The 21395-nt window shown below is 64.6% G+C and carries 16 protein-coding genes; 11 read left to right on the top strand and 5 right to left on the bottom strand.

Going from position 1 to position 21395, the window contains the following annotated elements; translation table 11 throughout:
* The first annotated feature begins 62 nt into the window (after positions 1–62).
* The 5 genes from FJW04_RS01570 (at position 63) to FJW04_RS01550 (ending at position 9712) form a co-directional block, all read left to right on the top strand.
* Positions 63–2276 (top strand): hypothetical protein, encoded by a 2214-nt coding sequence (locus FJW04_RS01570; RefSeq protein WP_181172847.1) that lies wholly within the window; start codon positions 63–65, stop codon positions 2274–2276.
* A gap of 10 nt (positions 2277–2286) precedes the next feature.
* Positions 2287–6027, top strand: coding sequence for a hypothetical protein (locus FJW04_RS01565; RefSeq protein WP_140711941.1), 3741 nt, complete (start codon positions 2287–2289; stop codon positions 6025–6027).
* 221 nt (positions 6028–6248) lie between these two features.
* Complete coding sequence (rpe, locus tag FJW04_RS01560) at positions 6249–6926, top strand: ribulose-phosphate 3-epimerase (RefSeq protein ID WP_015314661.1); 678 nt, start codon at positions 6249–6251, stop codon at positions 6924–6926.
* 369 nt (positions 6927–7295) lie between these two features.
* On the top strand, positions 7296–8033 hold the full coding sequence (locus FJW04_RS01555; RefSeq protein ID WP_015314660.1) for a GntR family transcriptional regulator: 738 nt from the start codon (positions 7296–7298) through the stop codon (positions 8031–8033).
* Between the two features lie 155 nt (positions 8034–8188).
* Entirely contained in the window at positions 8189–9712 is a 1524-nt protein-coding gene (locus tag FJW04_RS01550) for a malonyl-CoA synthase (RefSeq protein WP_140711939.1), read from the top strand.
* A 33-nt stretch (positions 9713–9745) separates the two neighbouring features.
* Here FJW04_RS01550 and FJW04_RS01545 read toward each other — a convergent pair whose 3' ends face one another.
* From FJW04_RS01545 to FJW04_RS01525, 5 genes are read right to left on the bottom strand one after another with little or no spacing between them, the layout of a single operon-like run.
* Entirely contained in the window at positions 9746–10858 is a 1113-nt protein-coding gene (locus FJW04_RS01545) for an NAD(P)/FAD-dependent oxidoreductase (protein WP_140660279.1), read from the bottom strand.
* A gap of 10 nt (positions 10859–10868) precedes the next feature.
* Positions 10869–12041: an N-acetylglucosamine-6-phosphate deacetylase gene (nagA, locus tag FJW04_RS01540; RefSeq protein WP_140711937.1), complete on the bottom strand. Its 1173-nt coding sequence runs from the start codon at positions 12039–12041 to the stop codon at positions 10869–10871.
* Positions 12038–13072 carry an SIS domain-containing protein gene (locus FJW04_RS01535; protein ID WP_140711935.1) on the bottom strand — a complete coding sequence of 345 codons (1035 nt, stop codon included), beginning with the start codon at positions 13070–13072 and terminating at the stop codon, positions 12038–12040. The genes nagA and FJW04_RS01535 overlap by 4 nt, the downstream gene beginning before the upstream one ends.
* Complete coding sequence (locus tag FJW04_RS01530) at positions 13069–13851, bottom strand: GntR family transcriptional regulator (protein ID WP_140619779.1); 783 nt, start codon at positions 13849–13851, stop codon at positions 13069–13071. Before FJW04_RS01530 ends, FJW04_RS01535 begins: the two co-directional genes overlap by 4 nt.
* Complete coding sequence (locus FJW04_RS01525) at positions 13848–14729, bottom strand: N-acetylglucosamine kinase (protein ID WP_140711933.1); 882 nt, start codon at positions 14727–14729, stop codon at positions 13848–13850. Before FJW04_RS01525 ends, FJW04_RS01530 begins: the two co-directional genes overlap by 4 nt.
* A gap of 200 nt (positions 14730–14929) precedes the next feature.
* On the opposite strand from FJW04_RS01525, the gene FJW04_RS01520 reads away from it, so the two are divergent.
* The 6 genes from FJW04_RS01520 to FJW04_RS01495 all read left to right on the top strand — a co-directional run bounded on the left by FJW04_RS01520 (position 14930) and on the right by FJW04_RS01495 (position 21394).
* Complete coding sequence (locus FJW04_RS01520; RefSeq protein WP_140711931.1) at positions 14930–15838, top strand: N-acetylmuramic acid 6-phosphate etherase; 909 nt, start codon at positions 14930–14932, stop codon at positions 15836–15838.
* Positions 15839–15997: 159 nt separating this feature from the next.
* The gene (locus FJW04_RS01515; protein WP_140711929.1) at positions 15998–17257 is read left to right on the top strand and encodes an ABC transporter substrate-binding protein; all 1260 of its coding nucleotides are present in this window, start codon (positions 15998–16000) and stop codon (positions 17255–17257) included.
* A 233-nt stretch (positions 17258–17490) separates the two neighbouring features.
* Entirely contained in the window at positions 17491–18420 is a 930-nt protein-coding gene (locus tag FJW04_RS01510; protein WP_140711927.1) for a sugar ABC transporter permease, read from the top strand.
* Positions 18421–18430: 10 nt separating this feature from the next.
* Complete coding sequence (locus tag FJW04_RS01505; RefSeq protein ID WP_140711925.1) at positions 18431–19270, top strand: carbohydrate ABC transporter permease; 840 nt, start codon at positions 18431–18433, stop codon at positions 19268–19270.
* Positions 19267–20328, top strand: coding sequence for a Gfo/Idh/MocA family oxidoreductase (locus FJW04_RS01500; RefSeq protein WP_140711923.1), 1062 nt, complete (start codon positions 19267–19269; stop codon positions 20326–20328). Before FJW04_RS01505 ends, FJW04_RS01500 begins: the two co-directional genes overlap by 4 nt.
* 67 nt (positions 20329–20395) lie before the next feature.
* The gene (locus FJW04_RS01495; RefSeq protein ID WP_140711921.1) at positions 20396–21394 is read left to right on the top strand and encodes an ABC transporter ATP-binding protein; all 999 of its coding nucleotides are present in this window, start codon (positions 20396–20398) and stop codon (positions 21392–21394) included.
* The last annotated feature ends 1 nt before the right edge of the window (position 21395 follow it).

The raw sequence follows: 21395 nt of genomic DNA, 5'->3' as shown, positions 1-21395 counted from the left end.
CGCGCCGGCCCGCGACTGATGTCCAGGTGCCGCATGGTGCGGCCCCGGAAAGGAAGCCCCCCATGACCAGCAACCCAGAGACTCCATGGTCTCCGGGACCAACAGGAGCTCGGCGCGACCACCGCCTTCGGGACGGGGTCGATGCGCTGGGCTTCCCGCTGATTCCGTTGACCCTGCGCAGGAGCAGGCGTATCGTCACTATGAGGAAAGCAGACAATTCGATCAGGGAAGAACGAGCCGGACCACCGCGCCTTGCCCTGATTTGCGCGGCAAGTCCGGACGTCTCTCCCCTGGACTACGGGGGTAGTGTCATGTCTCGCATCCGCGGCGCGTTCGTGCCTTTTCTTGAGTTCGACAACCGCTTGCGCGGTGCCTTGCAGGCCGGCGGCCTGCTGGCTCTGGCGCTTGCCGCCAGCCTGTGGCTGGGCGCCACCGCCCAAGCGCAGGAAGCCCAGATCATCTATCCAGGCTCGATGGCGGTCACCGGCTTTCCCGGCACCATCATCCCCAATGTCGACGAGGGGTTGCCGCCCGGCGTCGATCCGGTCGACGAGACCTTCATCGACACCTCGCGCGCCACCTTGCGCGTCTTCGACGTTTCACACCTGGGTGGTCCGGCTTCGGGCCAGCTCGTCTTCACGCCGCCGCCTTTCGAGGTGACAGCAGGCCAGATCGGCGAGGTGTTCGGCCTCACCTATGATGACGGCGTGCGCGACGGTGTGCCCTCTGGCGTTCCCAACCTCTATGCCGCCGCCACCTCGCTGCATGGCATTGAGATCGTCACGCCGGACGCAGACAAGGACGGCAGGCCGGAGCGGCAGCGCCGCGGCACGGCGGGCGCCACCTTCATGGAGGGCCAGTTCGGCACCGAAAACGGCGGCGGACCGGGCACCATCTGGAAGATCGACGGCATCACCGGCCAGGTCGCCAAATTCGCCGACATCGACACCAACAGCGGACCTGGCATCGGCAATATCACCTTCGATCTCGCCCACCGCCAGTTCTTTGCCTCCGATCTCGACACCGGCCTGATCCATCGCATCGACGCCGACGGCAGACTGGTCGACACGTTCGACCATGGCGGCGCCGGCCGGCCGGCGCATGGGCTGGCCCCGGTCGCCGACGATGGCGCGGTGATGGACGTACAGGGCGCGGCCTTCGATACCGAGGACCCCGACAGCTGGGGCTACACCCAGGACGAGCGCCGCGTCTGGGCCGTCTCCTATCATGGTGGCCGGCTCTATTATTCGGTTGGCGAAAAGTCGGAAATCTGGTCGGTGGGCATTGCCCGCGACGGCACCTTCGCCGGCGATCCCCGCTGGGAACTGACTGTGAAGGCCGACAAGGACTACGCCGTCACCGACATCGCCTTCGACAACAGCGGCTTCATGTATCTCGCCCAGCGCGGCCCGATCGAAAACCGCTATGATTACAGCCGCTTCGCCGATTCCGGCAAAGGCGAGGTCATCCGCTACTTCAGGGAAAATCCCGACGATCCCTCGACGGAATCGGTCTGGGTGGAAGCGCCGCAGGAATATGCGGTCGGCTTCCCGCAAGGCAACAGGCAGTCGGCCGGCGGCCTCGATCTGCAATATGGCTACGATGCCGACGGCAATCTCGACACCTCGGTCTGCACCCAGACCTTGGTCAGCACAGGCGACAAATTGCGCGACAACCCCGAGTTCGCCGAAAAGCTCGCCGCGGGCGGGCCGCTTGCCGTGCACGGCGTGCAGATCACGCCCAAGGAGCTGGTCAAGCCGGCCAACGTGCCGCCCTTCGGCTCCTGGTTCGTCGATTTCGACGGCTATTTCGAGGATCCCGAAGTGGAAGGTCATGTCGGCGACGTCGCCGTCTGGCATCCCTGCGAGGGCCGGGCCGGCTATTATGAGGACATACCGGGCGGCTATGAGCCCCCCTTTTACCCGCCGGATTTTCCACCGCCGGGCAATCTGCCTCCGTGTCTCGATGTCGAGGACGTGCAGTATTACTGCACGCCGCGCGGTCTCGAGGCCGATCTCTATCTCCATGACCATGCCGGCTTCGGCGGCGATTCGATCAAGGCCCAATCCAGGACGCCAGGCGTCGCGGTGACCTCACCTATGTCGCATGCACCGGGCAAGCCTTACACGATCGACATCACCGGCCACTATCCGGGCGACAGAGTGGATGTTGGGCTTTGCTTCTACAGGAAGTCCGACAAGGACAAGGGTGGCTACTACCCTTGCTGCAAGATGACCTTGCCGCTCCGGACCCCAGCCGTCAGCTGCGAACGTTGAGGAGGCAAAGATGAACAGTCTTGCCCCATCCCCGCTCGCGGCCAAATCCCCAAAAACCGTCATGGAGACGATCATGAAACCCCTGTCACTCGCCAGGCGCGGCGCGCGCTGGCTGATGGCGGCCGGGATCGCGGTCGCCCTTGCGCCCGCACTGCCGGCATCCGCCGCCCAGACCGTCCAGGCTGTCACCAGCCAGGATGTGCAGCCGCTGCAGCTCGACAATCCGCGCATCATCAACCCGGAACCCGGACGTGTCGTGCCGTTCTTCACCAAGACCGGTGGCCAGCGCAGTTGCGACTATGTCTTCTATACCTTGACCTTCGGACTGCGCGGCAATCCGCAAGGCTTTGCCAATCCTGCCCTCGAGGCGGCGCTGAAGAAAGCCAAGCTCGACTTCAAGGACCAGCTTCCGCACGGTCTTTCGATCGTCAATGTGACGGTCTCCGGCGACGGCACCGATGCATCGGGTGGGGCCTTGCCGGGTGCTGTCATCAGCAATTCGGCCGGCCCCAACGACACGGCAACGGTTTCCGATTTCCGGATTTCCGCCAGCGATCTCGATGGCTCGGGCGCACTGAACGAACGCGTCATCACCTTCCGCATCACCGCCAAGATCGACCACGCCGCGTTTCCAGCGCCGGTCAACGTCGAAAACCAGGGCATGATCAAGGTTACCGGCGGCACCGGCACTGGCACCATCATCCCGTCGCAGGATCCGGGCAAGCCGGACGACGGCAACATCGCGACCGGGGAAAAGACCTCGATCCGGATCGACCTCACCAAATGCGACAAGCAACCTCCACCTCCAACCGACCATGAGTGTTTCAAGGTCGAACGCGGCACGGTCGACTGCGTGCCCGGCGGTGGCGCCTTCATCTACCACATGCCTGTCGGCCCCGAGATGAGCGGCAAATGGGTGCAGGTGTCGACGACCTCACCAGGCATCAGCATCATCCCCGACACCCAGAAGGTGCCGGCGGGCGGCGGGGTGCTCAACTGGAAGATCGTCGGCGCGTCTCCCGGCGATGTCATCCACCTCATCGTCACCGGCATCGAGACCTATGCGGGACCGAAGGAGGGCTGGGGCCTGTGCTGCACGCAAACCATCGACATCGTCATCCCGCGTGACCAGAGGTGCCCACCCAGGGATAAGGAACCGGACCTCAAGGTCGAAAAGCATGCCGACGTCACACGCTGCACGATGGGCGGCGGTTGCGACTTCACCATCCGGGTCACCAATGTCGGCACAGCGCCTTACAACGGTAAGATCGTGCTCGACGAGGTGACGCTGCCGGCCGGCTCGACGCTGAGTTCGGGGCCTAATCCGCCCTGGGTCTGCGCGCCGGGAACCACCCCGATGACGTGCACTTACCCGGTGGCCACGCTCGCTCCGGGAGCCTTTGTCGACCTCAAGCTCGGCTTCAAGCCAGACGGAGGCTGGCAAGGCAGCGTGCTGCGCAACTGCGCCACCTACAATTACGGCGCCAGCGGCAAGCCGCTGTTCGGCAGCCAGGCCAATGACCGGGGCTGCGCGTCGATCCCGATCTGCCGCCGCGGCGACCGCAATCCGGATTGCCAGCCGCCGGTCGAGAAGAAGGTCGACCTGATCCTCAAGAAGCGTGCCCGCACCGAAGTCTGCACCGCCGATGGCGTCTGCACCTTCATCATCGACATCATCAACAACGGCACATCGACCTACAATGGGCCGCTGACGGTGATCGACAACTACCCCGGCGGCGCGCCAGCATCCTCGACCTTCGGGCCGAGCCCGCCCTGGACATGCGGCCCCAACGGCCCCGGCCAGTTCCGCTGCGACAATGCCGGCATCTCGCTGCCCGCGGGCGCCTCGACACCGATCTTCGTCAAGGCGGTCATGCCGGCCGGCTACCGGTCCGACACGGTCGAGAACTGCGCCGAGGTGAAGGCCATCCCCGGTGAGGTCGATCTCACCAACAACAAGGCCTGCGCCAAGGAACGCATCCGCCGTCCCAACAGCGGCCAGCCGGCCTTGCGCATCACCAAGGTGTGCAACGGTTCGCTGGCCGGCGCGGCGCTGGTGTCCTGCCGCATCACCGTCGCCAATGTCGGCACGGCTGCCCCCATCGGTCCGGTGCGGGTTAACGATGCCGCCACGCTGGTGTCGGGCGGAGCGCCTGTCCAGATCCAGACCGTAACCCCTGACGGCGCGGAATGGGCATGCGGACCGGTTCCGGCCAATGCGTTGTCGTGCCAGATACCGGGCGCCGTCATGACGCCCGGAACCTCCAGGCACTTCGACGTGACGGTTTCGGCCAATGGCGAATTCGAGAACTGCGCGCGGGGCTCCTATGGGCCGGCGCAGGGCGACGACGTCGTCTATCCGATCGGCCAGGCCTGCGCCAAGGGCGGCGGCTCCTCGACCATCCGTGTCGAGAAGACCGGCGACCGCGAATGCAGACTGGGCCAGCCCTGCTCGTTCGACATTACCATCACCAATGACGGAACGAGCCCCTTCTCGGGCCCGGTCCGCATCGGCGACGCGATCGGCGTCGATGGGCTTGGCCGGCTGGAAGGCGTCGCGATCACTTCGATCGAGCCGCCCTTCGGCTGTTCGCCGGAACCGACGACCTTGCCGGCCTCCTGCATCGCCAACCTGACGCTCGGCGCCGGCGAAAGCCGCTCGCACCGTGTGACAGTGGTCATCCCCGACGATGGGCGTCTTGCCAACCTGCAGGGCAACGTCAACGGCCGGAACTGCGTTGGCGTGCTCTCTCCCGACACACGGGTGCAGGGCGGCGGCGACGTGCTGTCCAACGACGCGACCAACGTGCAGGGCGATCGCGGCAAGGCCTATGCGTGCCATCCCTTCATCATCACGCATGAGGTGAAGAACCAGTGCTCGCCGGGCTTCGTCATGAACGACGCCGGCAGATGCGTCTGCCCGGAAGGCACCACCTTCCGCAACGGGCAATGCACCAACCTTCTGCCGCTGCCACCTCCGCCGCGCTGCGTGCTGCTCGAAGGCCAGATCCGCACCGAGGACGGACGTTGCGTCTGCCCGCGCGGCACGGAGCTGGAGAACGGAAAATGCGTCGGGACCGACAAGCCCGAGCAGTGCACCATCCGTGGTCAGATCCACAATGCGGACGGGGACTGTGTCTGCCCGCAAGGCACCGAGGTGCGAGACCGGGCCTGCCGCCAGATCCGGCCAAAGCCGCAGCAGTGCCGCATTTCTGGCCAGGTCCGCAATGCCGATGGCGATTGCGTCTGCCCGCAAGGCACCGAGATGCGCAATGGCGCCTGCCGTCCGGTCCGGCCGAAGCCCGAGCAGTGCACCATCCGTGGCCAGGTCCATGACTCCGACGGTAATTGCGTTTGTCCGAGGGGTACCGAGGTGCAAGGCAATGCCTGCCGGCGCAAGCAGCCGCAGTTGGAGCAGTGCGACATACGCGGCCAGGTCCACAACAAGCGCGGCGAATGCGTCTGCCCGCGTGGGACCGAGGTGGTCGACGGCGCATGCCGCAAGCCCAGGCAAGAGAGCGAATGCGCGCCGGGCTCGCAGATGGTCAACGGCCAGTGCCAGCCGATCTTCAGGCGACACTGTCCGGAAGGCATGGTCGGGCGGTATCCGAACTGCCGGCCGTTGCGCGGGCAGCCATCGCTGGAAATCGATCCGGGCCAGTTGCTGCAATTGCTGCCGCGGCGCAGGCAGCCGATCGACCAGCAGCAGGACCCGGTGCCAAACAGGGTGCTGAAGCTTCAGCAGCAATAGGCACCCGCGCGACGCCAAACGAAGACCCGCTGGAGCAATCCGGCGGGTCTTTCTTCATGATCCCAGGCAGGCGGAGGTTGGCGGCGACAGGATAGGGAACGCCGCGACGTTACCCCTGCCTGTGGAACCGCTGTACTGGCGCCCTCGACAAGTCCGCGGGAGCGCTTTAGGCAGTCGGTACGCAGCGATCGTATCAAAAGGGCGCCCGGAAAGGCCGCGAGATGAGCAAAAAAACCTTGATCGCACCGTCGGTGCTGGCATCGGATTTCTCGAAGCTCGGTGACGAGGTCGAGGCGGTGGCGGCGGCCGGTGCTGACTGGATCCATCTCGACGTGATGGATGGGCATTTCGTGCCAAACATCACCTTCGGCCCGCCTGTCATCAAGGCGATCCGCAATCGCACCAAGGCCTTTTTCGACTGCCACCTGATGATCGCGCCAGCCGATCCCTACCTCGCCGCCTTTGCCGAAGCCGGCTGCGACGGCATGACGGTGCATGCCGAGGCCGGGCCGCATCTCGACCGCTCGTTGCAGACAATCAGGAACCTCGGCAAGAAGGCGGGCGTGTCGCTCAATCCGGCGACGCCGGAAACGGCGATCGAATATGTGCTCGACCGGCTCGACCTGATCCTGATCATGACCGTCAATCCGGGTTTCGGCGGGCAAGCCTTCATCCCGGCGATGGTCGACAAGGTGAGAAGGATCAAGGCGCTGATCGGTGACCGGCCGATCCGCATCGAGATCGACGGAGGCGTCTCGCCGGAAACCGCCCCCTTGGTCACCGCTGCCGGCGCCGACGTGCTGGTGGCCGGTGCTGCCATCTTCAGGGGTGGCAGTGTCGAGGCCTACCGCGCCAATATCGAAGCGATCAGGGCGGCGGCCGACAAGGCCGCCGGCTGACACAGCGCGGTCATTCCGGCACCAATTGCTACGGATCGGCGTCGTTGTACATCCGAATCAGGTTGCGCGACGATCTGATTCGGGCAGTCGTCCGCTGTCTTTGCGCGCGACAGAAAAGATGCTCGCATGGGAGCACAAGAAACAGATGATCCTGCGTGCATACAAAACACGTTAAACTTCTGCTGGTTGTAGAAATATTCGAATTCTCGCGATCGGCCCCGCGGATTGGGTATATTCCATTGTCCTAAAGTACAATAGCGCGATCTTCTGCTTGAGTGCCGGAAGCGTCACGCTATATGGTACGCGTACGGAGAGAGAATCTCGGACTCGAATTGCCCAAGACGACAGTAAGGGGACAAGGAGTCGCTTTTGACATACGGAGCTGCCAATCTGAACGACGACGGCACAGGAGCCAAGAGCACGCTTGCCAGCACGGTCTATCACCAATTGCGTGATGATCTTCTCAGCGGCGCTCTTGAAACCGAAAGCAAGCTGCGCGTCGAGTGGGTCGTTTCCAAGTATGGCGCCGGTGCCTCTCCGGTTCGTGAAGCCCTCAATCGCCTTGCCTCCGAAGGTCTCCTTGGCCGCCATGACCAGCGTGGCTTTTTCATCATGCCGGTCAGCGCGACGGAACTCGAGGAACTGACGCGCACGCGCTGCTGGCTCGAGGAGCGGGCGCTGCGCGAATCCATTGCCCACCGCACCGCCGAATGGGAAGAACAATTGGTGCTGGCGCTGCATCGCCTGGGGCGGGCCTCACGGCTTTCACCGCAAAGTAGCTCGTCGCTCAATCCGGAGTGGGAGAAAGTGCATCGCACTTTCCATCGGGTGCTGATCTCGGCGTGCCGGTCGCACTGGCTGGTTGGTTTCTGCGACCAGCTTTCCGATCACGCCTACCGCTACAGGCAAATGGCCAATGACGGGGAGAGCATCCAGCGCGACGATTTCGCCGAACACCGGCTGATTGCTGAAAATGCGCTGGACGGCAATGCGGATGGTGCCGTCCAGGCCCTGATCGATCACTACCAGCTGACCGCCGCCATGTGCATGGAACGCTTCAGGCAAGGCGAGGCACCCGCCGGTCCGGGTAAGCGCGCCCAGCGTTGACGGCTGTTTGGTCGGCGCTCTCTGCCGTCCCATCCCTCGAATCTTTTCAGTGGACGCCGGGCAGCCGGCTGCGGCCTTGACGGCAGGGCTGGGAAACGCGAACTCTTCGTCGCGTGCCGCCCAAGATCGCGGCCGGCGTCACCTGGGAAGATTTCATGAGCAATCATCTGTTCGATGCGTTCCGGTCCCGGATGCCGGCGCCTGGGCGCCTGTTGATGGAAACCGATGATGGACGCTCGCTCACCTATGGCGACATGCTGGCACGGTCGGCGCAGCTTGCGCATGCGCTCCTGCAAATGGATGTCGCGCCCGGCGACCGGGTTGCCGTGCAGGTCGAGAAGAGCCCGGAGATGGTTTTGCTCTATCTCGCCTGCTTGCGCGCCGGCGCCGTCTTCCTGCCGCTCAACACCGCCTATACGCTGGCCGAGCTCGGCTATTTCTTTGGGGATGCCGCACCTCGGGTGATCGTCTGCGATCCGGCACGGTCGGCGGACATCCGTGGGATGGTCGAGCCGTTCGGTGCCGTCGTGGTCACGCTCGACCGCGGTGGCCAGGGATCCCTCGCGGACCAGGCATCGCGTCAGTCTTCCGAGTTCCACGATGTGGAGCGCGGCGCGGACGACCTTGCGGCGATCCTCTACACGTCGGGAACGACCGGCCGTTCGAAAGGCGCCATGCTCAGCCATGAGAATCTCGCCTCGAACGCGCGGGTGCTGGTCGAGCAATGGCGTTTCACCAGGGATGACGTGCTGATCCACGCGCTGCCGATTTTCCACACCCACGGCCTGTTCGTCGCCACCAACGTCACCCTGATGGCCGGCGCCTCGATGCTGTTCGAGCAGAAATTCGACGCGAGCCGCATCGTCTCGCTGCTGCCGCGCGCCACCGCGCTGATGGGCGTGCCGACCTTCTATACCAGGCTGCTGCAGCAGGACGGGCTGGATCGCGAGGCGAAAAACATCCGGCTGTTCGTGTCTGGTTCGGCGCCGCTGCTGGCCGAAACGCACAACGCCTGGCGCGAGCGCACCGGTCACGCCATCCTCGAGCGCTATGGCATGACCGAGACCAACATGAACACCTCCAACCCCTATGAGGGCGAGCGGCGCGCCGGCACGGTCGGCTTTCCCTTGCCCGGCGTGTCGCTGCGCATCGCCGATCCCGATTCCGGCAAGCCGCTCGCCCAGGGCGAGGTCGGCATGATCGAGGTCAAGGGTCCGAACGTGTTCGGCGGCTACTGGCGCATGCCGGAAAAAACCAAGGCGGAATTCCGCGCCGACGGCTTCTTCATCACCGGCGACCTCGGCATGATCGACGCCGACGGCTATGTCCACATTGTCGGTCGCGGCAAGGACCTGATCATCTCAGGCGGCTACAACGTCTATCCGAAGGAGCTCGAAAGCGAGATCGACGCGCTCGACGGCGTCCTGGAAAGCGCCGTCATCGGCCTTGCCCATCCGGACTTCGGCGAAGGCGTCACCGCGGTCGTCGTACGCTCGCCCGCGTCGCGGATCAGCGCGGCCGAGATTCTCGACGCCATCACCGGCCGCATGGCGAAGTACAAGCATCCCAAACGGGTGATCTTCGTCGACGACCTGCCGCGCAACACGATGGGCAAGGTGCAGAAGAACCTTTTGCGCGACAGCTACAAGGATCTCTACGTCTCAAATAAAGCCGGCTAAGCAGATGTCGCGCTCCGGCGCGCGAACGCTGGCTCAGGTCGGGTACAACAGTTCGGCGACATGGTCGGCGATCGCCAGGCTCGCCGTCAGACCGGGGCTCTCGATGCCGAACAGATTGACGATCCGGCCCACGCCGTGATCGGCCGGTCCCTGAATCACGAAGTCCGCCGCTGGCTGTCCGGGGCCCGAGAGCTTCGGCCGGATGCCGGCATAGGCCGGCTGCAGGGCGCCATCCGCGAGATCGGGCCAATAGCGGCGGATCGCCTCGTAGAAGACGGCGCTTCGGCTGGGATCGACAGTGTAATCCACGCTGTCGATCCATTCGACATCGGGGCCAAAGCGCGCATTGCCGGCGAGGTCGAGCGTCAGGTGGACGCCGAGGCCCCCTTCGACCGGAACCGGATAGATCAGCCGCGAAAACGGCGACCGCCCGGGAAGCGCGAAATAATTGCCACGCGCCAGCCACTGCCGGGGGATGAGATCCCTTGGGAAACCCTCGATCCGACTGGCCACCGCCTGCGCATCGAGGCCGGCTGTATTGACGAAAGCGCCTGCCTCCACGGCGAAGGTCTCGCCATTGGCGTCACGCGTGTCGATCCGGATCCCATCGGCTTCGATCGCCGCCCCGGCAACGCAGGTGAGGAAAGCGAAGGACGCGCCTGCGGCTTCAGCGTCACCGCGCAGCGACAGCATCAGCGCGTGGCTGTCGACAATGCCCGTCGATGGCGACAGCAGCGCGCCGGCGCATCTCAGCGCCGGCTCCAGGCTTTCGGCCTCGGCGCGTGTCAAAAGCTGGAGATTGTCGACCCCGCAGCGTTTCGCATTGACCTCGATCGCCCGCAGCCCGTGCGTCTGGCCGGGTTCGCTGGCGACGATCAGCTTGCCGGCGCGGCGATGGCCGACAGTGTGTTCGGCGCAGTATGCATAGAGCTGCCGGCGCCCTTCGACGCACAGCCGGGCCTTCAGGCTGCCGGGCGCATAATAGAGCCCGGCATGGATGACTTCGGAATTGCGCGAGCTGGTGACGGTGCCGATCGCGTCGGCCTTTTCGATCACCACCACCTCGCGGCCCGACAAGGCAAGTGCCCTGGCGACGGCAAGCCCGACGACGCCTGCTCCGGCGACGACACAATCGATTGTCTGCATGGCCTCGCTCTCAGCGCGGAGCGGCAGCCTCGAACACCTTGTCGCCGCCGATCCAGACGCTTCCTATGTCAAGATTGTCCGACAGCGCAACGATGTCCGCCGCCGTGCCATTGGCGAAGCGGCCAAGCCGGTGCGACTGGCCGATCGCCTGGGCCGGGTAGAGCGAGGCCATGCGCAAGACTTCGGACAGCTCGAGCCCGACAGTGCGGTGCATGAACCGGATGGCCGAGATCATGTCGAGGTCGGCACCGGCCAGCGTCCCGTCGGCAAGCCTGAGGCTGCCATCCCTGCGGTAGATGGTGCGGCCGTTGAGCGTGAACGAACTCATCTCGGTGCCGATCGTCGCCATCGCGTCGGTGACCAGCACGATCCTGCCCGGTCCCTGCTTGGCGTCGAGCGCGATCCGGATCGTGGCGGGGTGGACATGGATGCCGTCGGCGATCAGCCCCGCCGACAAGGCGCCGATGTCGATGGCGGCGCCCGCCAGCCCGGGCTCGCGGTTGCCGATCTGGCTCATCGCGTTGAACAGGTGCGTGACGACGCTGGCGCCGGCCTCGGCAAAGGCTTTAGCCGTGGCATGGCCAGTGTCGGAATGGCCGAGGCTGACGATGATCCCGGCCTTGGCCAAGGCCTTGACGCGGGCAGGATCGACGGATTCCGGCGCGATCGTGGTGAGCAGCACCGGCAGCTTCTGGCGCGCCGCGATCAGCATGGCCTGGTCGGCGTCCGTCATCGGCCGGATCAGCGCCGGATCATGCGCACCCTTGCGGGCAATCGACAGATGCGGACCTTCCAGATGCAGGCCGAGGAAACCCGGCACTTTTTGCAGCGCTGCCGCTTCGCCGGCGGCAATCGCGGCGGCCGTGATTGCGGGCGTGTCGGTGATCAGCGTCGGCAGCAGCGCCGTCGTGCCGAACGGCGCGTGCGCGCGGCAGATGGTCTCGATCGAGGCGACATCGGGATGATCGTTGAGCATCACACCGCCGCCGCCATTGACCTGGACGTCGACGAAGCCCGGCACCAGCATGCCGCCGCCGGTGTCGACGGCACGGATATCCCCGGGCAGCGCGCCTTGCGGCAGCATGGCTTCGACGAGGCCGTCGCGCACGACAAGGGCCGCGCCTTCGTGCCAGTCGTCGCCGTCGAAGATGCGGGCGCCGGTCAGGGCAAAACGGTCGCTCATACGGTCTCCGTCACCTTGCGAAGGTTGCGCGGCGCGTCCGGATCGAGGCCGCGATGGCGGGCAAAGGCCTCGACGAACATGTAGAAGGAGACGATCAGCGTCAGCGGATCGGTCAGCGGGTGACCGGTGGCGACATGCGGCAGGCGCGTGGCGCGATTGGCGAGCGCCGAGGTGACGAAAACCGGCGCGCCCTTGGCCGCCAGGCTGTCGGCGGCGTCGGCGACCGAGGGCTCGGACGCGTCGCGAGCGGCCAGCGCCAGCACCGGAAAGTCGGGGCCGATCAGCGCCAGCGGGCCATGCATGACTTCGGCCGCGCTATAAGCCTCGGCATGAATGCCGCAAGTCTCCTTGAACTTCAGCGCCGCCTCGTTTGCCATCGCCGCCGACGGACCGCGGCCGAGAATGAACAGCGACTTCTGCTTCTCGATCGTCTCGGCCAGCACGCTCATCCAGTCGCAGGCGATCGCCTTGCCGAAATGCTCGGGCAGGCGGGCCAGGGCCGCGAGAAGCGCGTCGTCGCCGGTCGAATGCGCCATCAGGGCAAGACCGGCAACGGCGGAATTGATGAAGGTCTTGGTTGCCGCGACGCTGCGCTCCGGCCCGGCGAGTATGTCTATCGCATAGTCCGAGGCGCGCGCGAGCGGCGAATCGGCGGTGTTGGTGACGGCAATGGTCAGCGCGCCGCCGGCTCGTGCGGTTTCGGCCATCGCGACAATGTCGGGGCTCTTGCCCGACTGCGAGATCGCCAGGCAGGCCGAGCCGTCAAGCCGGAGCTTGCGGCCATAGATCGAGGCGATCGACGGTCCGACCGAGGCGACGGCAAGGCCCGCGGTCAATTCGACGGCATATTTCATGAAGGTGGCGGCATGATCGGACGAGCCTCGCGCCACGGTGACGACGAAATGCGGGTCGCGCTCCTTAATGCCGCGCCCTGCTTCGGCCAGCACGGCACCGGAGCCGTCGAGCAGGCGGGCGACGGCTTGCGGGATCTCCTCGATCTCGCGCTGCATATGCGTGGTGTTGGCAATCATGATCGGCCCTCTTCGCTCGGCCCTGTCAGCCGCAGTTCGGCGACGAAATCATAGGCGTCGCCCCGGTAGATGGAGCGGGTGAACTCGATCACCTTGCCGCTCGCCAGGTAGGAAATACGCTCGATGTGCAGGCCGGCAATGCCGGGCGGCACTTCGAGCAGGCGCGCATCGCCCTCGCCGAGATTGGCGGCGGAGATGCGCTGCACCGCGCGCACCGGCCTGTTGCCGGTCAATTCCAGCGCCGCGTAGAGCGAGGAGCCAATTCCAGCCGGGTCCGGCAGCACGCTGGCCGACAGCGAAGCGCGTTCGATCGCCAGCGGCGTGTCGTTGGCGATGCGCAGGCGCGCCACACGCGCCACCAGTTCGCTCGACGACAGGCCAAGTACCATCATCTCGTCGGGCGAGGGCGCGTAGAGGCCGCGGTCGAGCCAGGCCGAGCGCACCGCCATGCCGCGCCGCGCCATGTCTTCGGTGAAGGAAGTCAGCCGCGACAGCGACTGCTCCACGCGCTCCATGCGCGGCGCTACGAAGGTGCCCGAGCCATGGCGCTGCACCAATATGCCGCCCTTGACCAGGTCTTGCACCGCCTTGCGCACGGTGACGCGCGAAATGTCGGCCTTGGTGGCGATGTCGCGCTCGGAAGGCAGCGCGTCGCCCGGGCCGATCAGGCCGCGATTGACGGCGTCCTCGATGCTTTTCCTGAGCTGCAGGTAAAGCGGCGCGCCGCTTTGCGAGGATTGTTTGAGCGTGGCGAAGATCTGGTCGGCGGCATCGCTCATCGCGCAGCCTCCGCGCGCCCAGCGAAAAGGCGTGCCGCCATCTGCACGGCACCGCCTAGCGCATCGTCGAGCGGTTCCTTCAGCAGGGCGCGGTAGCGCGCCGACAGGCGCGGCGCATAGAGCGGCGCCAGCCCGCCGAGCAGGCAGAGCGGTGCTCCGGCGGCGAGGTCGAGCGCGCCGAGCGAGGCCTCGACATCGGCGACCGCCTTGTCGAGGATCCAGTTGGCGACAATGTCGCCTTTTTGCGCGTGCTCGAACACTTTCGGCGCGAAGCCGCCGAAATCGCCGGGCTTGGCGTTGGTGGTGAACTCGACGACGTCCTCGGGATTGTTGCGGAAAACGGCCATCATGCTGTCGGTCAGCGGCGAGGCCTGGCGCACGCCATCGTGCGCGAGCAGGGTCTGCTCCAGCAGGTCGCGGCCGATGCGGGCGCCGCTGCCCTGGTCGCCGACCTGGAATCCCCAGCCGCCGATGGCGCGCGATTTACCATCCCTGCGCGCCATATAGGCGGTGCCGGTGCCCAGGATCGCCATCGCGCCGTCACCGGAACCGACCGCGCCTTCGAGCGCGATCTCCGCATCGGTCTCCACGCGGCTGGTGCTGAACGGCAGGATCGCCTCGAGCTGCTGCCGGTAAGTGCCGACATTGGCGCCGGCAAGGCCGAGGATGGCGGGTGTTTGCGGGATCAGGTCCGGATCTTGCCCGGCGGCGATGAAAGCCTGCCGCGCCGCATCGACGATGTTCGAGCGGGCGCCGGTGAGGTCGGTGCGGATGTTGGCGGCGCCGCTTTTGGCGCGGCCGACAACAGCGCCGTCCGCCGTTGCCAGTGCGGCCCTGCAGCTGGTGCCGCCGCCATCGATACCGAGCACGAATTTCACGCGATTTTCTCCTCCGGCAGGATAATACCAATAAAATACCAATAGCCAAGAGTTAATTTCCGTTTCAAAAAGATTAAGCCGTATTTTATTGAAAAGCTTCCGCAATTCGTCGGCTTAGCGATTTCCTGACCGCGAATTCGTTAATGCATGTGGACAAGTGGTATTTTTTTGGTATTGTTTTGTGGATAGGAGGAACTGGGATGGCCGAAACGCGCACCGAAGCGCTGCATGGGAATGCCGAGGGGCTGGATATCCAGGCTCCCGAAGTCATCCTTGCTTCGCTGGCCGATGCGCAGGTCGAGGCCGCCAAAGCGGTCCGCAATGCCATTCCCTCCATCGCCAGGGCAGCCGAGATCATTGCCGGCCGCCTGAGCGGCGGCGGCAGGCTTGCCTATGCCGCGGCCGGCAGCTCCGGCCTGATGGCGCTGGCCGATGCGCTGGAATTGCCGGGCACGTTCGGCATCCAGCGCGACCGCATCGCCATCCTGATCGCCGGCGGCGACGACGCCTTGAGGACACTGGCCGGCGGACCCGAGGACGACACCGAGGAGGCCACGACGGCGGTTGCCAATGCGGGTGTCGGCGTGGGCGATTGCCTGATCGCCCTCTCCGCCAGCGGCACGACGCCCTATGCGGTGGGCGCCATCGAGGAGGCGCGGCGCCGGGGAGCCGCCACCATCGGCATCGCCAACAACAGGGGTTCGGCTCTGCTCCAGCAGGCCGACACCGCCATCCTGCTCGAGACACCCCCGGAAGTCATCGCCGGCTCGACCCGCATGGGCGCCGGAACGGCGCAGAAGATCGCGCTCAACATGCTGTCGACGCTGACCGCCGTTCATCTTGGCCATGTCCATGACGGCTACATGGTCAACCTCATGGCCGATAACATGAAGCTGCGCGACCGGGCGGCGCGCATCGTCGCCGCCGTCAGCGGCCGCGGCCAGGAAGAGGCCGCCAGCCTGCTCGAAAAGAGCGGCGGCGCGGTCAAGACAGCCATTCTGCTCGCCGCCGGCGCCGACAGCGCCGATGCGGCGCGCAAGATACTGGAACGGACAGGCCAGAAGCTGCGGCCAGCCCTTTCCGTGCTGGGGCATGATCCCGAGAAGTGAAAACCGCTTTTCGGAAAAGATCATGCTCGAACAAAGAAATAGGCCAGTTTCATTCCCGATTCCCATCGGGGTGAAACGGGCTTGCGAGGGGAACAAGGGCTCCAAAGCCCAGGTTCTCATCAAAACCGAACCTGAAAAAGGTCAACAGGGAGACTGAGCATGACAACGAAACTACTGACGGCACTGCTTCTGGGCACCAGCATTCTCGGCTCGGCCGGATTGGCTCACGCCGAGGACGTAACGCTCAACATCGAAAGCTGGCGCGGCGACGACCTTGCCATCTGGAAGGACAAGCTGATCCCGGCCTTCGAAGCCAAGAACCCCGGCATCAAGGTGGTGTTCGCCCCCTCGGCCCCGACCGAATATGACGCCGCCCTTGGCGCCAAGCTCGCCGCCGGTTCGGCGGGCGACCTGATCACCTGCCGCCCGTTCGACAAGTCGCTCGAACTGTTCAAGAAGGGCAACCTTGCCGACCTGTCGGCGCTGCCCGGCATGGAAAACTTCTCGCCGGTCGCAAAGTCCGCCTGGCAGACCGATGACGGCAAGGCGAGCTTCTGCGTGCCGATGGCATCCGTCATCCATGGCTTCATCTACAACAAGGACGCCTTCGACAAGCTTGGCATCAAGGTGCCTCAGACCCGAGACGAATTCTTCGCCGCGCTCGACAAGATCAAGGCCGACGGCACCTATATCCCGATGGCGATGGGCACCAAGGACCTCTGGGAAGCCGCGACCATGGGCTACCAGAACATCGGCCCCAACTACTGGAAGGGCGAGGACGGCCGCAAGGCGCTGATCAAGGGCGATCAGAAGCTGACCGACAAGGACTGGGTCGCGCCGTATGAGGAACTGGCCAAGTGGAAGCCTTACCTGGGCGACGGCTTCGAGGCCCAGACCTATCCGGACAGCCAGAACCTGTTCACGCTCGGCCGCGCCGCCATTTACCCGGCCGGCTCGTGGGAAATCGGCCTGTTCAACACCCAGGCACAGTTCAAGATGGGCGCCTTCCCGCCGCCGGTCGAGAAGGCCGGCGACACCTGCTACATCTCCGACCATACCGATATCGGCATGGGCCTGAACGCAGCCTCCCAGCACGCGGACGCGGCCAAGACCTTCCTGTCCTGGGTGGCCTCGCCTGATTTCGCCACCATCTACGCCAACGCGCTGCCGGGCTTCTTCAGCCTGAACTCCTCGCCGGTGAAGATGGAAGACCCGCTGGCGCAGGAATTCGTCTCCTGGCGCGGCAAGTGCAAGTCGACGATCCGCTCGACCTACCAGATCCTGTCGCGCGGCACGCCGAACCTCGAAAACGAGACCTGGGTTGAATCGGCCAACGTCATCAACGGCACCGATACGCCCGAAGCCGCGGCCAAGAAGCTGCAGACCGGTCTCGACAGCTGGTATAAGCCGGCCAAGTAAGAGCTCAGGCAACGGAGCCGGCTGGGCGCATGCCCGGCCGGTTCCGGATTATCCTGTTTTCATATCGCGATTGTCGGCTCTGCCTCACGGCCTTACCCTTGCTATTGTTGGGGAAGGCTGGCTGATCAGTCGCAGGCCTTTGTCTTGCCGCGCCGGGCAAGGTTTGGGCCATGCATCGAGGCATCATCTAGCATCACATCGTCTGGAACCGAGAGACGGCGGGGACCGAACTCATGGCCGCACAAACACGACCCAAAAGACCATTCCGCTGGCATATCGCCGTCTTCCTGGCGCCGGCGGTGCTCGTCTATACGGCGATCATGATCCTGCCGCTCGCCGGCACGCTGCAGCTCTCGCTGTTCCGCAATGTCGACCAGTCCCAGATCTTCGTCGGCCTGGACAATTTCCGCACCTTGTTCGGCGATCCCAACTGGTCGGTCAATTTCTGGAATGCGCTGCGCAACAATGTCTGGTTCTTCATCATCCACATGCTGGTGCAGAACCCGGTCGGCGTGCTGTTGGCGGCAATTCTCTCCAGCCCCAGGCTGCGGTTCGCCGCCTTCTACCGCACCGCGATCTTCGTGCCGACCATCCTGTCCTTCGTCATCGTCGGCTTTGCCTGGAAGCTGATCCTGTCGCCGCTATGGGGCGTGGCGCCGCATCTGCTCGACTTCGTCGGCCTGAAAAGCCTGTTCACGCCCTGGCTCGGCAAGGAGCAGTACGCGCTGACCGCGCTCAGCCTGATCTCGGTGTGGCAGTTCATCGGCATTCCGATGATGCTGATCTATGCCGCGCTGCTGTCGATCCCCGAAGAGGTGATCGAGGCGGCCGAATGCGATGGCATCACCGGCCTGTCGCAGTTCTGGAAGATCAAGCTGCCGCTGATCCTGCCGTCGATCGGCATCATCTCGATCCTCACCTTCGTCGGCAATTTCAACGCCTTCGACCTGATCTACACCGCGCAAGGCGCGCTCGCCGGGCCGAACTATTCGACCGATATTCTCGGCACCTTCCTCTATCGCGCCTTCTTCGGCTTCCAGCTGCAGGTCGGCGATCCTAACATGGGCGCGACCATTGCCACGATCATGTTCCTGATCATCCTGGGCGGTGTCTGCGTCTACCTCTTCCTCATCCAGATGCGCCTGCGTCGCTACCAGTTCTGAGGGGACGGAGATGAGCATCGCCACCCGTTCACTGCCCCGCACCATCGGCGCCCACGCGATCCTGCTGACCTACACGGCGATCGCGCTGTTTCCGGTGATCCTGGTCATCATGAATTCGTTCAAGTCCCGCGTCGGCATCTTCGGCGCGCCGCTGACGCCGCCGACGCCAAAGACTTTCGACCTGATCGGCTACACCACGGTGATCGGCCAGGGCGACTTCATCCACTATTTCCAGAACAGTCTCGTCGTCACCGTCGGCTCGCTGTTCTTCGTGCTTCTGTTCGGCGCCATGGCTGCGTTCGCGCTGTCGGAATATCGCTTTCGCGGCAACACGATGATGGGGCTTTATTTGGCGCTCGGGATCATGATCCCGATCCGCCTCGCCACCGTCGCCATCCTGCAATTGATGGTGGCGAGCGGGCTGGTCAACACGCTGACGGCGCTGATCCTGGTCTACACCGCGCAAGGCCTGCCGCTGGCGGTCTTCATCCTGTCCGAATTCATGAAACAGGTGTCCGACGATTTGAAGAATGCCGGCCGCATCGATGGGCTGTCGGAATACACCATCTTCTTCCGTCTGGTCGTGCCGCTGGTGCGGCCGTCGATGGCAACCGTCGCCGTCTTCACCATGATCCCGATCTGGAACGATCTGTGGTTCCCGCTGATCCTGGCGCCGTCGGAAGAGACCAAGACGGTGACGCTCGGCGCCCAGCTTTTCCTCGGCCAGTTCGTCACTAACTGGAACGCCATTCTGGCAGCACTGTCGCTGGCGATCCTGCCGGTGCTGATCCTCTACGTCATCTTCTCGCGGCAACTGATCCGCGGCATCACGTCGGGAGCCGTCAAGTGAGTTCGCAAAAACCCCTTCGCGTCGTCGTCGCCGGCCTAGGCAATATGGGCCGCAGCCATGCGCTGGCCTATCACACCAATCCAGGTTTTCAGATCGCCGCGCTGGTCAACCGCTCCGACGTGCCTTTGCCTGGGGGGCTGTCCGGCTATGGCATCAGGCGTTCGTTCGATGACGCCTTGCGCGACGAAAAGCCCGACGTCGCCTGCGTCGCCACCTATTCCGACAGCCATGCCGACTATGCGGTGAAAGCGTTCGAGGCCGGCTGCCATGTCTTCGTCGAAAAGCCGCTGGCAACGACGGTGGCCGATGCCAGGCGCGTCGTCGCGGCAGCCAAGGCCAACGGCCGAAAGCTGGTGATCGGCTATATCCTGCGCCACCACCCGTCCTGGATCCGGTTGATCGCCGAAGCGCGCGAGCTCGGCGGTCCCTACGTGTTCCGCATGAACCTCAACCAGCAATCCTCGGGCCATACCTGGGAGACGCACAAGCAGTTGATGCAGACGACCTCGCCGATCGTCGATTGCGGCGTGCATTATCTCGACGTCATGCTGCAGATCACCGACGCGAAGCCGGTCGAGGTGCGCGGCATGGGCGTGCGGCTGACCGAGGAAGTCGCGCCTTCCATGTACAATTACGGCCATCTGCAGGTGCTGTTCGATGACGGTTCGGTCGGCTGGTACGAGGCCGGCTGGGGCCCGATGATTTCGGAAACCGCCTTCTTCGTGAAGGACGTGATTTCGCCCAAGGGCTGTGTGTCGATCGTCATGAAGGAGGGCGTTAAGTCCGACGACATCGACACCCACACCAAGACCTCGACCATCCGCCTGCACAGCGCCGCGACCGGCACGGACGGCAAGTTCCTAAAGGCGGACGAGATGCTGTCGATGGAAGGCGAACCCGGCCATCAGGATCTCTGCGATCTCGAACAGGCATTTGTCCTCAAGGCGATCCGCGAGGATATCGATCTCACCAGACATATGGACGACGCGGTGCGGTCGCTTGCCGTCTGCCTTGCCGCCGACGAGAGCGTGCGCGGCGGGAAGGCGGTGCGACTGTGATCAGGCTGTCGTCGTCCGCGCCCTACGGCGCCCGCTTGGCGCCCACTCATCAATTTGGAGGACTGCCGTGGGCTCGCTGAAAATCGAGAACGTGAAAAAGGCCTTTGGGCCGGTCGAGGTGCTGAAGGGCATCGACCTCGAAGTGACGGATGGCGAGTTCGTCGTCTTTGTCGGCCCTTCGGGTTGCGGCAAGTCGACATTGCTCCGGGTCATCGCCGGTCTGGAGGATTCGACCTCGGGCCGGGTGCTGATCGATGGCGAGGATGTCTCGGTCACCCCGCCGGCGAAACGCGGCATTGCCATGGTGTTCCAGACCTATGCGCTCTATCCGCATCTGACGGTGAAGAACAATATGGGGCTCGGGCTGAAGCAGGCGAACACGCCGGCAGCGGAAATCGACCGCCGCATCGGCATCGCCTCGTCCATGCTGTCGCTCGAGCCCTATCTCGAAAGACGACCTGCGGAACTTTCCGGCGGCCAGCGCCAGCGCGTCGCCATCGGCCGCGCCGTGGTGCGCGAGCCGAAACTGTTCCTGTTCGACGAACCGCTGTCGAACCTCGACGCGGCGCTGCGCGTCAACACGCGGCTGGAGATCGCGCAGCTGCATCGCCGGCTGAAGGCGACGATGATCTACGTCACCCACGACCAGGTCGAGGCGATGACGCTGGCCGACAAGATCGTGGTGCTCAATGCCGGAAAGATCGAGCAGATCGGCGGCCCGATGGAGCTCTACAATTCGCCGGCAAACGAGTTCGTCGCCGGCTTCATCGGCTCGCCGAAGATGAATTTCGTCGACGGCGCCCGGCTCGGTGAGACAGCCAAGACCATCGGCGTGCGGCCGGAGCACCTGACCGTCGATCCGAAATCCGGCGCCTGGAAGGGCACGGTCGTCCACGCCGAACATCTCGGCGCCGACACCAATCTCTACCTGGATTGCGAGAAGGCCGGTCTGATCACCGTGCGGATCTTCGGCGTGTATGACGCGGAGCCGGGAACGACGCTTTACGTAACGCCGGATCCGGCCAAGACGTATCGATTTGGGCCGGATGGGAAGACGATAAAGTAAT

Origin of the sequence: Mesorhizobium sp. B2-7-3 (assembly GCF_006440715.1) — a bacterium.
Lineage (GTDB): Bacteria > Pseudomonadota > Alphaproteobacteria > Rhizobiales > Rhizobiaceae > Mesorhizobium > Mesorhizobium australicum.
The sequence above is the reverse complement of the archived record's forward strand: the minus strand, read 5'-3'. Positions and strand labels throughout refer to the sequence as shown.

Bases quoted from the DNA above. Each gene is read 5' to 3' on its own strand.
- FJW04_RS01570 (WP_181172847.1), top strand. From the start codon at position 63: ATGACCAGCAACCCAGAGACTCCATGGTCTCCGGGACCAACAGGAGCT.
- FJW04_RS01565 (WP_140711941.1), top strand. From the start codon at position 2,287: ATGAACAGTCTTGCCCCATCCCCGCTCGCGGCCAAATCCCCAAAAACC.
- rpe (WP_015314661.1), top strand. From the start codon at position 6,249: ATGAGCAAAAAAACCTTGATCGCACCGTCGGTGCTGGCATCGGATTTC.
- FJW04_RS01550 (WP_140711939.1), top strand. From the start codon at position 8,189: ATGAGCAATCATCTGTTCGATGCGTTCCGGTCCCGGATGCCGGCGCCT.
- FJW04_RS01545 (WP_140660279.1), bottom strand. From the start codon at position 10,858: ATGCAGACAATCGATTGTGTCGTCGCCGGAGCAGGCGTCGTCGGGCTT.
- nagA (WP_140711937.1), bottom strand. From the start codon at position 12,041: ATGAGCGACCGTTTTGCCCTGACCGGCGCCCGCATCTTCGACGGCGAC.
- FJW04_RS01535 (WP_140711935.1), bottom strand. From the start codon at position 13,072: ATGATTGCCAACACCACGCATATGCAGCGCGAGATCGAGGAGATCCCG.
- FJW04_RS01530 (WP_140619779.1), bottom strand. From the start codon at position 13,851: ATGAGCGATGCCGCCGACCAGATCTTCGCCACGCTCAAACAATCCTCG.
- FJW04_RS01520 (WP_140711931.1), top strand. From the start codon at position 14,930: ATGGCCGAAACGCGCACCGAAGCGCTGCATGGGAATGCCGAGGGGCTG.
- FJW04_RS01515 (WP_140711929.1), top strand. From the start codon at position 15,998: ATGACAACGAAACTACTGACGGCACTGCTTCTGGGCACCAGCATTCTC.
- FJW04_RS01510 (WP_140711927.1), top strand. From the start codon at position 17,491: ATGGCCGCACAAACACGACCCAAAAGACCATTCCGCTGGCATATCGCC.
- FJW04_RS01505 (WP_140711925.1), top strand. From the start codon at position 18,431: ATGAGCATCGCCACCCGTTCACTGCCCCGCACCATCGGCGCCCACGCG.